We start from the raw sequence: 12800 nt of genomic DNA, 5'->3' as shown, positions 1-12800 counted from the left end.
CAATGCCCCTCCCCCAGTACGCAGTGAGATCGAGAGAAGCAGCATCACTCCTCTGATCAGATTCCACGTAACTGATAGACACGGCGTCAGCCGCAAGAAGTCTGACCCCGGCGATGCCCTGGTCCTGGCGAACATCCTGCGCACTGATATGCACGCCCACCGGCCGCTGCCCGACGACTCCGACCTGGCCCGCGCCATCGCCGTCCTGGCCCGAGCACAGCAGGACGCAACTTGGAACCGGCAGCAAACGTCCGACCAGCTCAGGTCCTTGCTGCGGGAGTACTTCCCCGGCCGCTCTGGATGCCTTCGCCAGGTGGACCAAACGGTCTGTGCCGGCCGGAAGCCCGCGAACTCCTGCGGTTGGCGCAAACGACAGCCTCAACCACGCTGGCTACCTGTGGGCCTTCTCCACGCCCAACGGCTCCCCAGGCGCCAAAACCCACTATCGCTGACGACGTGATCAGCACGGAGACTGGCACGCCGCCGCATTGCGTAATCTGTTCAATCGCTTGATCGGCCAGCTCTATCACTGCCTGCAACATGGCCATCTCTACGATGAAACGCTTGCCTTCCCGCCCCCGCCGGAGGATCTTGAGTGGATCGCCGCAGCACGAGCCCGCGGAACGCAAGCCTGACGTCAGCGACCGCGCCCACGCTGCAGTCACATGTCTAGCCCGAGGGCCGCCCCATATCCGACGATGCTGTCCTCGGGACCATTCCGGAAACGCTTCATCAAGCGTTGCACCGGCCACACGACGGCCCCGTCGGGCAGGTGGAGCCTGATGTTGATCTCGCCTTGCGGATCGTCGTCGTCAGCCTCCCAGCTTCCGCCGAGTGCATGCCGGAGCGTCTCACCCACATAGCAGCCAAGGGCGAACAGCCGGGCTCCCAGGTCGGCGGTGAGAAGCCCACCCTCCACCGGCGTCCCCACGTCGCTGTGCTCCCTCATGAACTGCTCGACGTCACGCAGACTGGGAGGTGAGAAATCAGCCCGGTAGCCGGAGCTGTCGAGAGCGCGGGCAATCCATTGCGCGCTCGTGTCCACGTCATCAAGCAGAGAGGTCACCAACAGATCCTCACTCACTCCGAAACGGTCTGAGTCATGGGGAACGACAGGCACGCCACATCCGAGAGCTACCTCGCCGGCCTCCACCTCCGTGCCTCGATGATCTGGATCAACGACCTCCTGAAGGCAACTGGCTGATCACAGCATCACACAGCCCCTAGGCGCCGCTGAGCCGCCCCGTCCGGCGGGTCAGGGCCCTTCTTTCGGATCAGGCCGGCTCCGAACGACGGCGCTTCCCGGCCGACTTGAGTGGGGTCTGGTTCGCGACCTCCTCCGCGACGAAGACGGGACCGCAGTGGCCAACCACCTCTGAGGAAAATGGCCAACCACCGTTGGGCACCGAACGCTCACCCCAGGCGCCGTCACGGATCTCGCCGTCCGGCTCGACGGCCAGTGTCCACGCCGACGCCGCGACCTTCAAGACGGCCTGGTGGAGGGCATCGGTGACGGTCATCCCGGCCGAGTACGACAGCCACCGCCCGCGGGCTGCGAGCCCGGCCACGAACTCATGGGTGCCACCGCCGCAGTCGCAGCGGATCAGCGTCTGCCGCCCGCGCCAGTACTTCTTCGGCAGTTGGACCAGGGCCAGCCGCGCGGCCGACCTGGCCTGGGTGGCACTCCAGGCCGCCAAGGCGGCGGCGAAGAACCGGCCCGTCGACGCGGCAGGAGGCGGTGCTGCCACCCGGCGCGCCCGGCCGTCGCGGCGCACCGGTGGCTGTGACCCGATCACGTTTGCCACGGCGATCGACAACCTGGTGACCGAGCGGGCCTTGGAGGCCCCGGCTGCTGCCGGCAGCGTCATCGACCGCTGGGCCGACCGACATCGCCCCCGAACTGGTCGGCAAGGTCAAGCCGGTGCACTACGAGCCGGCCACCCGACAGCTGGACCTGCTGCCCGTCTTCCCGGCCCACGCCACCCAGCTGCGCCTGCTGGGCAGGCAACTGATCACTCGGATCAACACCAAGACCGGCCAGGAAACCGTCAAGGAACTGCGCGTTCTGGCGCCGGGCAGCGACATGGGCCTCCGGCCGGTGACCGCCGGCCGGAGGCTGCTCCTGGAGTCAGGAGAGGTGCACGCTCCAGCGGCTGAGGTTTGAGTTGAGGTCGGCGAAGTCGAGGTGGTTCCAGCAGACGGGCGTGGCATTGGGGTCGTCGCTCTTGGCGCAGGAGACGCTGTCGTACCCACCGCTGACGGTGCCCACGGCCTTCACCTGTCCCTTGGTGCCGGTGTTGACGAAGACCGGGCCACCACTGTCACCGCCGGCGTTGGACTGCAACTTCGTGTTGGCGTTGTGGGCGACGTTCTCGTCCTGCGCGGTGAACGCACCGTTGTCGAAGGACACCGTCTGAAGTATGTCGTCGACCACGGTGTTGCAGATGACACCGCTCGTCGCTCCGTTCTGGCAGGTCCAGGTGCCCTTCACCACCGACTGGGACCCGACGACCTTCTCCGTGACGGAGGAGTCGTATCCCTTGTCGTAGATCGTCGCCTGGTTGTTGTCGACCTTGATCAGCCCGGTGTCGTAGGAGGGGTCGCGGACGGTTTCCAGCCCCATCGCCTTGCCGCCGGAGGCGTAGAAGTCCCCGACTTGCCAGGAGGTGTTGATGCCTCCGCAGTGCGCCGCGAAGAGCATGTAGTGCGTGTTGCCGCTGACGACGCCGAAGCCGGTGCTGCAGATCACGTTCCCCGCCCGCACGATGCGTGCGCCGCCCTTGTACGGGGACACGTCGGATGTGCGGTTGCCGGCCGCCGACGCGTTCGACCGCCCGTCGAAGACGGTCACCGGGACAGACCCGGGAGCGTGGCTCGCGATCAGGTGGGCCGCGGCCGGGATCCGCTCCTGCACCGAGCCGTTCGGGCGGGCGAGGGCGTGCGAGGCGGCGAAGTCGACGCCCACCTGTACGCCGCTTCCGTCCGCTCTCGGACCGACCTGGGTGACGCTGACCCCAGCCGCCCGCAGGGCCCGCAGCCGGCCGGCGATCCGCCGAGTTTCCGTCAGTAGCGACCGCTCACTGTAGCCGGCGCTCACCACCTGTACCGGGACGGACCGGCCCAGTCGCCGTACCAGGGACGTCAGCACGGCCGGCCGTGCTCCGTGCCAGTAGAGGGTGACGGTCCACCGCGGTACGGAGATCTCGGCACCGGAGTAGCCGGCCTCGCCGAGCCTCGTCTGCGGGCCGGCCAGATCCTGAATCCGCTGCACCGCGTCGAGCAGGGGCTGCTGGCGCGCGCCGAGTGCTTCCGGTGACAGCTGCGTCACGGCGGCTTCGGCCATCGGACGGGGTCTCGCCGATGTTCCGTCGGCGCTCGCGGAGGCGGGAGCGGGGGCGGCGGTTCCGAGGGCCAGCGCGGTGCAAAGTGCTGCCGCGAGTACGAACGGTCGTGGCAGTCGCGCGCGTGACGGCAGGGGTGAAGTGGGCATGCGCGTCCAATCTGTTCATCCGCTGTGTGTACGGGGGACGCCGGTGATCCCACTGCCTGGCGCATTTGACCACCAGGCTCCCGCTCCCGACGATTTGACCGTGGTCAATTCAGGAGCACCCTGAGAACACACATCCGAACTCACAGGGGAGCAGGCGGGTTTGATGGAAGGCACGGGCAATAGCAGACGGGGGCGGCCCGAGTTACCGGTAAGCGCACACGAGGGTCCGGTCGCGGTGTTCGCCATCGAACTGCGCAAGCTGCGCGAGCAGGCCGGCAGGCCCGCCTACCGGGACATGAGCCGCATGGCCCACGTTTCGGCGAGCGCGCTGTCGGAGGCCGCTCGGGGCAGGCGTTGGCCGAGCTGGCAGGTGGTCTGCGGCTATGTGACCGCGTGCGGCGGGGAGTTGGAGCTGTGGCGTCGGCGGTGGGAGCAGCTCCGGCCCGCAACCGATGGGGAACCATCCGCCATACTGCCTCCGGCTGTACCGCCGACCTCGCCGTCGGAGGCCACCCCGGCGTCGGAAGCCGCGCGGGAGCCGAAACCCGTCCCCGGAACCGGTGTCTCCGATCGGCCCGCTGTTGGCCGCCGTCCGCTGACGGCGCTCTGGCGACGGGTGCCGCGGGCCGGCTGGCCTGGGCGGTAGCCGCCGCAGTGCTGCTCGCCGCGGTGCTGGCGGTGCTGGCGGGGCTGAGCGGGGCGTCCAGCGCTCGGCCAACGGTGTCCGCCGGATCGGCGTCGCCGCACGCGGCCGCCGCCCTGCCAGAAGGCGCGCCTGCCCCCGTGCGCCGGCGCGACACCCTGACCCTGAGGCCCGGGCAGGTGGCCGACCTGGACTCGATGGCCGCGGACTGGGATGTACGGCCCGAGCCGGGACCCGCCACGGCGGACATCTGGTTCGGCGCCCAGGACGACGCCCTGCACGGCGTGGCGGACAACGACATCGCCGTGCTCCCGCCGGGTCGTCCCGACGGCTTCTGGCCGTGCGCACGCGAGCAGGACTACGGAGTGACGCTCGCCGGTAAAGGCATCCGTCCCGGACAGGTCGTGTGCGCTCTCACAGCCGCCCGTCGCGTGGCCGAGCTCCGGGTGAATGCCGTGCTGCGTACGGCGTCCGGCGCGCCACGCGAGATCTTGTTCGACGTCACCGTGTGGGTGCCGCCGCACCGGACCTGACCAGACGGATGGCCGAGCCGACCTCTTCGCTTGACGGACTCCGAACTCGCCTGTCCCGCCAACCCTCGGCTTCCCGCCTCGATGAGGGCGGCCTCCACACCGGGCCGCCGGTGTCCGGCTCGGGGTGGAGGACGCGGAGGTTGATGAACGCGGCCGAGGCGGCCGGGTCGCGTGGGGCGGTGGACACTTCAGCGGTGCTCGGGCCGGCACGGACAGCCGGTCGCTGCGGTCGGTGTCGGCTGTCTCGTTTTCGGCCCCGCTGCGGCTCTGGACGCCTCTGGCACGGCTCTGGGCCTGTGAAGGGTCACCCGGTGACCAGGGTCCAGTGCATGTCGTGGAGGGTCTTTCCGATGGGTACGTAGTAGACGCCGGCCAGGCACCAGGGTGCCCTGTTATGACCGTCGAGGACGGTATCGGGGTTGTACGCCGGCGGGCAGGTGATGGTCCGGTCGAGGGCGGTGATGATTCCGCGTGCCTCATCGGCTGTGTGGTTGCGGACGCTGGCGAAGACCGGGCCGCCGCTGTCGCCGTTGACGGCTGCGACGCCGCCAGGCGTGGCGGAGGTGGCGTAGGCGAGGTCGACGTCGGGACGGTAGATGCCGTTGGGCCCGGTGACGCCGATGTCGGTCTGGGCAATGCGTACACCGCAGTGCACGCCGCCGTTGGCGCCGTCGGTGCACACGTAGTCGCCGACATTGTTGTGCCCCCAGCCTATGACGGGCTTGGCGTAGCCGTCGGTGCGGCTTGCGGGGCCGTCGTAGAGCCGGCCGCTCACGCGCTGTGAGGGCAGCTTGATGCCGACCACGTCGTCTTGCGGGGACCGCTGGGTGGCGTCGGTGGTGCCGATGAGGTCGCCGCCCCACCAGGTGGTCCACCGGCCTTCAGTGCCGGGGCCGCAGTGGTAGGCCGACGTCAGCATGTACTGGCCCTGGGCATTCTTCACGCCGTAAGAGCCGGAGCAGATGCCGCCGAGTGGGTTTTTCAGCGCCAACGCTCCGGTCCAGGGGGAGCTGTCATGCTGCCGGGAGGACAGATCCACGCTCTGCAGCCGGTGGATCGCGGCGACGTGCACTCCCGACAGTCGGCCGGCTGCCGTGGCGACCTGCTGCAACGTCTTGCCGTGTCCGCTCGTCAGGAGACTGCTCACCGTGCGGGCGGCGTTGTCGTAGCCGACCTCCAGGCCGCTGCCGTCCACCGCCGGTGCGATGCTGGTGACGCGGACAGGGTCCGCCGTCCCCTCGACTCGCAGCTTCATGGAGGCCAGGCTGTTCAGCAACTTCACGCGGGCCGCGTGGAGTTCGGCCCTGGAATAGCGGGCGGGGTCGACCTCGGCGGTCACTCCGTGGGGGAGGTGGGCGAGGATTCTCTTGACCCGCTGGGGCGGGGCGCCTTTCCAGTACAGGCGCAGGTGGTTATGGTCGGGGTCGACCGCCACCTCAGCGAAGCCGGGTATGTGCGCCCGGCCGGACTCGGAGAGCCCTTCGGTGATCCGGCCGGCAATGGCGTCGAGGACCTGCTGGCGTTCGTCGATCCGCGCGGCTGCCCGTGTGGCCGGCGTAGGAGAGGCGCCCGCGAGTGAGGGGATGACAAACGGGACTGCGGCGGCCAGGGCCGCGGCCGGCAGCACGAATGCCACCCATCTGTGACGTGCAGCGTGTTTCATGTGGCCGCTGTCTTTCTGCTGGAGCCATTGTGACGCGGACATGCTCCTACGGCAGGCTCTTCAGACAAAATTGTGATCAGGTGGGCGGGGGGAGGTTCCCGATCGGCAGCCGCAGGGCTGAGGCAGACGGCGCCTGTTGCTCTCCGGCCGGCTGCCCAAACAGCTCCCCAACGACGTCGACCTGGATGGGGCCTGCCGTGTCGTCGGCGGAGATTCGGCCGCCGGCGGATGTTTGCGACGGGCAACCTGACGTTGTGGAGGCATGCTGTTCCTGGCGGCCTCGTACGTCTCGACCTGTGAGGACCCGACCGCCAAGTGCCGGCTGCGGATCACCGCTGCGGCCTGTTGGTGTGTGTCGACCGCGCACTTCGTCGAAGGAGGAGGCCGAGGACCTTGCGGGCGTCGGCCCGGCGGGTGGGTGCGCGGGCGAAGACTGCGGCGAGGGCAAGGACCGTGAGCATGCTGGCGAAGATGGTGCAGCCGTAGGGGGGGGGCGAGAGCCCGGCGCGGGGAAAGGCAAACATGGTGATCCCAAGTGAGAGGCATGGCCCGGGCCTTCCCGGTGCCTGCTCCTTATGGCCCCATGCGCAGCCGCCTCCGGCGATCTTCTCGAACGTTCCCGGTGGCGGCTGATCCGGCCCCGATGGGGTGCCTATCCTTCACGCATGGCCTGGATAGATCCGGATACACCCGGATGGGGCGGCAGACAGGGGAAGCCATGAGCGACAACAGCCCGCGGGCTGAACTCCGGGGAAGAAGGAACATCATGCGGCGCGCTGTTGCTGTGACGCTCTGTTCGGGGATGTTGGCTGCCACTGCGGCATGCGCCGGGTCCTCGCTGGGGACCTCGGCGGTGTCACGGACGCCGTCTGCCAGCGCCCCGTCCGTGTCCTGGGCCGGCAGCAGGAGCCCGAGCAGCGGCGGGGCTACCGCCTCCTGCCCGGATGGCGTGCAGAGTCAGGGCGCGGCCTCCCCCGCTGCGGGCAGTGGCAGTTCCGACGGCACCGCGCAGGCCCAGGCGCTTACGCAGGCTGTCGGCGATGAGGAGTTCAACGCCGCGTACTCGGATATTTTCGGCACGGTGATCGACGGCTACACCCCGGGGCGGGTGGCGCTGTGCGTCACGGACGTGACGCGCGGGAGGCGGCTCGCCCAGGCGGCCAAGCACGCCCACCCGGCCGTCGACCTCAACCGGCTCGACATCTTTCCTTGCCGCTACTCCGAGGGGACACTGCAGACGGCCGTCCGCGGGCTCATGGCACACAACCGCCCGACGATTGCAGGGTTCCCCGTCTACCAGATCGGCCCGGCCACGGACCATTCCGGCATCGAACTGCGGACCAGCCAGGCAGGCAGCGCCTCAGCAGCCTTGCGCCACTACCTCGCCTCGCAGCTGGGCGGTATCGCCTTCACCGTCGTCAAGGGTGAGCAGGCGGTCGGATGAGGCGGCCGTTTGGCCACCACCCGGCAGAGTCCATGGCCGTGGTGCGACCCTGGCCAAGGCGTGGCCTTGGCCTGACCGGTACGCAACAGTGCCCAGCGCGCACCTGGTCCAGGACGGGAGTGAGCGCGGGTCCGGGCGCATCGGGGTGGCGTTCCGAGCCGGGGTGCCGGCGCCCCGAACCACATCCCGTGCGCTGGTGCGCCTGCGCCGGCTCGGCCTCCATCCGGGGCCGGGGTGGTCCCGAGCCCTACTTCACCTGGCCGCACGCATCGAAGCCCCGCTTCTTGCGCAGGCTCTCGGCCTCACCCCCGGCACCGCCGTGCGGTGGTCCGAGCTCGCCGGCCGCACGTACAGCGGTTACGTCGCCCGGGTCGCGAAAACGTGGCCAGAAGGCCGAGGTCAGCAGCAGCGCCCGATCGCCTCGGCCCTGCTGAAGTCACCGGCCGCGAACGCCTTCGCGGGAATCGTGAAATACAGGGTTCCCGAATCGCCCCAGCACCATCCGAGCTCCCCGTCCTTCCGGGAGCATGGTCACCTCCGCCGCATGGACGGGCCGGGCCGGATAGCTCCGCGCCGGTTCGGGTGCAGCTGTCTGAACCGCTCGCGTGAGGTCCGCAGGAATCACCCGGCACATCTCGGGCCTGGACGCGTCCAGCATGCGGTACTCCCCGTACGGCACGTCCGGATCGAGGTAGAAGAAGTTGGGTGCAGCTCGGATGGAGTGATCGTTCGGGCAGGTTTCGTCAGGTCGTGGCTGAGCGCCATAGCCAGCGGAGCGCATCGGGGAGTAGGACTCCGCCGTGGTTGGGGCTGTGGCCACCGTCGCCGAGGACGAGACGGAAGTCGTAGCCTGCTTCCGCGAGAGCGGCTGCCACACGCAGATTGCTGGCGAGCCAGTTCCTTTCGGGCCCGTTCCAGTTGAGGTCGCGGTGTCCTGCTTGCATGAAGATGCGCAGCGGTTTGCGGGGGGCGTTGGGGATCAGGGCAGGGTAGGGGTTTCCGTTCGGCATCTGCGTGAAGCTGGAGAGGTAGCAGATGACTCGCCGGAACTTGTCCGGGCGCATCCACGCAGCCGTGAAGGCGCAGTTGCCGCCGCTGCTGCCACCGCAGATGCCCCATCGGTCGGCGTCCTCGGCGATCGAGTAGCGCCGTGTGACCTGGGGGATGATCTCAGTCAGGAGAAAGGTGACGTAACGGTCGTCGAACGCGTCGTACTCGGCGTTGCGGTTCTTCGACTGTTCGGCGTTCTTGAGGACGCCGGGGTCGACGAAGACGCCGATGGTGACCGGGATCTCGCCGCAGTGGATGAGGTTGTCCAACACGATGGCGCCGCGGACCTCCCCGTCCGGGTCCAGATACCACCATCCGTCCTGGAACACCATCAGCGACGCGGGTTCGGAGGGGTCGTATTGCGCGGGCACATGAACCCAGAACCGCCTCGTGGTGCCGGGGTAGATCGTGCTCTCGCACCAGTCGAACTCCACGGTCGAGCCGGCGGGGACGCCCGGCTGTATATCCGAATCGGGCCCATAGGCGTAGCGAACGTCTTGCTGGTCGATGGGGAGCGGACGAAAGGGCAGCTCGATGGTCACGTCCGCACCCTAGAGACGCTGTCCGATCGTCTCAAAGGGATTGTGTGCGGTTTGTTCGAAGCGACGGCCGCGATCAAGAGGTGAGGGCGTAAGTTCGCTGGGGCGTGGGGTAGAGGTGTTTGTGCTCGCGGGCGGCATGGTATCGCCAGTAGGGGTCGAGTCGAGGTCGCCGTTGGAGACGACAGCACGCAGTCGCAGGACGGCTTCGGCTCCGGGAAGGCCCCGGCTGGCGCCGGTGATGTCGAGGCGGTCGGCGATCAGGTGGCGGCAGGCGCCCTCGATGGCGCCGGTGGCGATCGGCCACCCGTTGCTGAGCGCGGTGTCGTAGTGAAGCTGGTCGAGATGCTCAGTCAGGTAGCGTTCGCAGGCGTCAACGGCCTCGCGGCGGGTGGCCGACAGGTGCTTCCGCTCCGCCTGGCCGGTCATCTCGGCGGCGACCCGGGCGGCGTGACCTGCCAGGATCGCGGTCAGACAGTCGGCTGCCCAGGACTGGGCCTCGGTGGTGCCGGGTTTGTGGAAGGCGTGGACGGCGGCCCAGACGTACTTGGCGACGGGCACGAAGTCCAGCAGAACGTGGACCGTGACGCCGCGTCGGCCGGTCTCAGCTGCGATCAGGTCGAGCTGATGGCGGGCGCCGTCGACCAGGATGACCCGTGGCCGCAGGTGCTCCGGGTCGCGAGCCTCGGCCTGGTCGAAGGCGTCGGCGATGACCTGCTCGGGTGGGCGGACCAGCGAAGCAGTGCACCACTTTCTCTCTGCCCTCGGCCCCGGACGGGCCGGGCGTTCCCCGCTTCGGCCGCCGGGCGGGTGGATCACATCATGCGGGCGCCTGGGTGCCGGATGGGTGTCGAAGACGCAGGCCACGGTCGCAAATCCGCTTCCGGTTCGACTTCTCGCCCGGCGCGAGCCGAGCGCGGTGGCCACCGACAACTTTCTCGGCGGCCCAGCGGGTGGCCTCGCGCAGAGCCTCCGGGCGCATGACCACGCCCTTGCCGTCCACCTGGACCACCAGTGGCAGCTCGCGGTTACACGGGACCGGGATCATGGTCCGGTAGAAGCTGTCGACGTCGACCGTGGCGGCGACCACGAGCTCTTCGAGTCTGCGCTTGCCGAGCACGTTCCCGCAGCGGCGTGTCACTGCATCGTGGGCCTGGTCGAACGAGCCGCGGACGGCTTCGGTCACCGCGAGCCGCCGTAATCCCGTCGCGTGCCGGCCCGCAGGCCGCGACAGCACAGCGTCGGCAGGGTGGACGTTGCTCACACCCTGGCCCCGGTGGGCGACCCGGGTGGACCCGGACCATTCCGAACATGCTGGCCAGCCAGCGCGGGTGCCCGGTTTCGCGCCAGGGCCGGACCCGGCCTTCGGCCCCACCACGACCTGCCGGGAACCGGAACGAATCTGCTCCTCCTCCCGCATCGCGCGCAGGTCGAGGTGATCCTGCAGCAGCAGGTGAAGCAGTTCCCGCCCCGCCAGGTCGAGGTGTTCCTCCAGGTCAGTGTGGGTCCACGTGCCCGCATCGCTGCCCGACAGGGTGGTGGTCAGCGCCTCGAAGGCGCTGAGGGAGTCAGCAAAGGGGTCAGCGGTGGCATGCGTGTCGTACGGTGTCATCTCCAGGGCTCTTCCCGTGTGGGCGCGGAAGAGCCCTGTTGTTAACGGGAGTTGGGCGAAACGCCACCCCGGCGCCGGGCCGGGGTGAACAGGCCGGGGACATCCTCGTCCAGCCAGCCCCGTTCCACCAGTCGCTTCAACTTCGACCGGGAACCACACCCAAAGAAGTTCGAGCGCGGCTTTCCGCGGGCCGAGTACGCCTTGACCGTGCCCAGGGCAGTGCTCGACGGCGATGACGAGCTGACCAGGGACGAGTCCGCGACCCTGGGCCGGGCGATGAAGAGGAGTTGGAGCCGCAGCTGGGATGCCGAGGCCGTCCACGGTCTCGTCGCGAGGTACCGCCCGGTCAGCGGCGACCGGGGCGAGCTCACCGTGGCCGCCATGTATGGCCGGTTCAGGGGCATCGCCGGGGTGCGCGCCCGCGTGCTGGCGGACAACGGTGCCCGCGCCACCCAGGTGAAGGTGCTCGTGCCGCCGCAGGATGTCACCCCGTCCGGCTCCCGCGTCAGGGTCGACTGCGAGGTGCTGACCCGGACCTGGGCCGACGGGGCGAAGCTCACCTACCCGGTCTGCGTTTGGGCGGACGGCAACACCTGGGCCCGGGTGGCGTAGATGACCCTCGGCACTGCGCTGAACGTCGACCTGAAGAGCGAGGCCAGGACCACGCTCCGGATCCGCTCTGAGATGGTGAGGCCGATCAGGTGACCGTTCCGCCGTCCGTGTCCAGCCACAGTTCATGAGACACGTCATCGACTTGATGACCGGTCGGACGGTCTCGTGCGGCCGCTACGGGATGCCGGGCGCCGACTCGGGCGGCGACAGTCAGGGTACCTTTGAGCTCCGGCCAGTTGGCATGTGGTGGCCGGCGGCGAGCCGGGCGCCGCGGATCCGGTCGGACCGGGCGTCCTCGCCCAGGAGTTGGGCGGCCTGAAGCCGGGTGCCGATGATGTCGACGCACATCACCTGATACGGCGCACGGATCCCCCGTCGATCGCCTCGTGCCGTGTGCCGGTGGATCTGCGCACGGCGCTCGGGCCGGGCTTGATCCCGTGTGTCTTGATGAACCTGCACGCAGGTGCACGGTGTTCATCGGCGGGAGGGCGAAGCGGGGTGGCAGATGGTGCTGCCCCTGGGTGTGTCCCGGGGCGAAGCGTCATACGGGGTCTTTGTGGACGTGGCCGGCAGGCCGGGGCGGCTGGTGGTCGGTGGTGGACTCACCGGGGGCACGACTCCTGGAGCCCAGGCCGGCCTCCTGGCAAGCGGGTTCCGTCTCTTCTCACCCGTTCAGGGGGGCTGGAAACGCCGGGGGGAAGGGTGGCGGGGCGTGGGCAGATGTGCCCGAGGGGGCGTTCGGGGTGGGTGTCCCCAGGCGTGTCGGCTGAGGGGAGAAGGGGCGCCGGCCCGGGCACCAGAGATGTGACGCCTGGTGTCCGGACCGGTGGTGCGCGCATGGTGCGCGGGTTGTCCGGCAAGGGGTTGGGGGTTCCCGGCCCGATTCCGGCGGGCCGGGGCCCCGTGTGGTGCTGTGGGTTTGGGGTCAGTCCCAGCCGCCCTCGCCGCCCCAGCCGCCCTCGCCGCGATCACCGCGCTCGCCGCGTTCGTCGCAGACGACGCGGAAGCTGGCGACGATGCCGTCCTCGACCTTGATGCCCTTGATGTGGAGGTCGTCGACGCCGAAGCTGGAGCTGTGGGGGCCGACGGTGGCGATGGGGGCGCCGTTGTCGCAGACGGCTCCGCGGAAGACTTCCACGGTCTTGTGGCTGTCGTTGCGGATGTTGAGGGTCTTGGCGCCCAGGCCGCTGACGACGGTGATGCAGTCGCCGGGG

Annotated in this window: 10 protein-coding genes and 4 pseudogenes; 6 read left to right on the top strand and 8 right to left on the bottom strand. The window is 69.2% G+C overall.

Annotated elements, in window-relative coordinates; genetic code table 11:
* Window positions 1-635, top strand: a pseudogene (locus LE548_RS44315) (transposase); the annotation flags it as partial.
* A gap of 26 nt (window positions 636-661) precedes the next feature.
* Here the strand turns inward: LE548_RS44315 and LE548_RS44310 are convergent.
* On the bottom strand, window positions 662-1084 hold the full coding sequence (locus LE548_RS44310) for a hypothetical protein (protein ID WP_225102708.1): 423 nt from the start codon (window positions 1082-1084) through the stop codon (window positions 662-664).
* 301 nt (window positions 1085-1385) lie between these two features.
* Window positions 1386-1721: pseudogene (locus tag LE548_RS46930) on the bottom strand (IS1380 family transposase); the annotation flags it as partial.
* Between the two features lie 200 nt (window positions 1722-1921).
* On the opposite strand from LE548_RS46930, the gene LE548_RS44300 reads away from it, so the two are divergent.
* Entirely contained in the window at window positions 1922-2164 is a 243-nt protein-coding gene (locus LE548_RS44300) for a hypothetical protein (protein ID WP_308031202.1), read from the top strand.
* Here the strand turns inward: LE548_RS44300 and LE548_RS44295 are convergent.
* A complete protein-coding gene (locus tag LE548_RS44295) occupies window positions 2129-3343 on the bottom strand; it encodes a S1 family peptidase (RefSeq protein WP_225102707.1) in 1215 nt (404 codons plus the stop codon). The genes LE548_RS44300 and LE548_RS44295 overlap by 36 nt on opposite strands.
* A gap of 310 nt (window positions 3344-3653) precedes the next feature.
* On the opposite strand from LE548_RS44295, the gene LE548_RS46925 reads away from it, so the two are divergent.
* Complete coding sequence (locus LE548_RS46925) at window positions 3654-4136, top strand: helix-turn-helix domain-containing protein (RefSeq protein ID WP_374116264.1); 483 nt, start codon at window positions 3654-3656, stop codon at window positions 4134-4136.
* Between the two features lie 137 nt (window positions 4137-4273).
* Window positions 4274-4666, top strand: a complete 393-nt coding sequence (locus tag LE548_RS44290) for a hypothetical protein (RefSeq protein ID WP_225102706.1) — start codon at window positions 4274-4276, stop codon at window positions 4664-4666.
* 304 nt (window positions 4667-4970) lie between these two features.
* Here LE548_RS44290 and LE548_RS44285 read toward each other — a convergent pair whose 3' ends face one another.
* Window positions 4971-6302: a trypsin-like serine protease gene (locus LE548_RS44285; protein WP_225102705.1), complete on the bottom strand. Its 1332-nt coding sequence runs from the start codon at window positions 6300-6302 to the stop codon at window positions 4971-4973.
* Window positions 6303-7278: 976 nt separating this feature from the next.
* Here LE548_RS44285 and LE548_RS44280 point away from each other — a divergent pair.
* Window positions 7279-7773: a hypothetical protein gene (locus LE548_RS44280; protein WP_225102704.1), complete on the top strand. Its 495-nt coding sequence runs from the start codon at window positions 7279-7281 to the stop codon at window positions 7771-7773.
* Between the two features lie 399 nt (window positions 7774-8172).
* Here the strand turns inward: LE548_RS44280 and LE548_RS44275 are convergent, their stop codons facing one another.
* The 3 genes and pseudogenes from LE548_RS44275 to LE548_RS44265 all read right to left on the bottom strand — a co-directional run bounded on the left by LE548_RS44275 (window position 8173) and on the right by LE548_RS44265 (window position 10974).
* Window positions 8173-8250: a hypothetical protein gene (locus tag LE548_RS44275; RefSeq protein WP_263637291.1), complete on the bottom strand. Its 78-nt coding sequence runs from the start codon at window positions 8248-8250 to the stop codon at window positions 8173-8175.
* Between the two features lie 266 nt (window positions 8251-8516).
* Window positions 8517-9365 (bottom strand): esterase family protein, encoded by an 849-nt coding sequence (locus LE548_RS44270; protein ID WP_225102703.1) that lies wholly within the window; start codon window positions 9363-9365, stop codon window positions 8517-8519.
* A gap of 73 nt (window positions 9366-9438) precedes the next feature.
* Window positions 9439-10974 (bottom strand): annotated as a pseudogene (locus LE548_RS44265) (ISKra4 family transposase).
* Between the two features lie 207 nt (window positions 10975-11181).
* Between LE548_RS44265 and LE548_RS44260 the strand changes: the two are divergent.
* Window positions 11182-11586 carry a hypothetical protein gene (locus tag LE548_RS44260; protein ID WP_225102702.1) on the top strand — a complete coding sequence of 135 codons (405 nt, stop codon included), beginning with the start codon at window positions 11182-11184 and terminating at the stop codon, window positions 11584-11586.
* Between the two features lie 925 nt (window positions 11587-12511).
* Here the strand turns inward: LE548_RS44260 and LE548_RS44255 are convergent.
* A pseudogene (locus LE548_RS44255) lies at window positions 12512-12800 on the bottom strand (hypothetical protein); the annotation flags it as partial.

It is taken from the genome of Streptomyces sp. CoH27, assembly GCF_020181035.1.
Classification (GTDB): Bacteria; Actinomycetota; Actinomycetes; order Streptomycetales; family Streptomycetaceae; genus Streptomyces; species Streptomyces camelliae.
The sequence above is the reverse complement of the archived record's forward strand: the minus strand, read 5'-3'. Positions and strand labels throughout refer to the sequence as shown.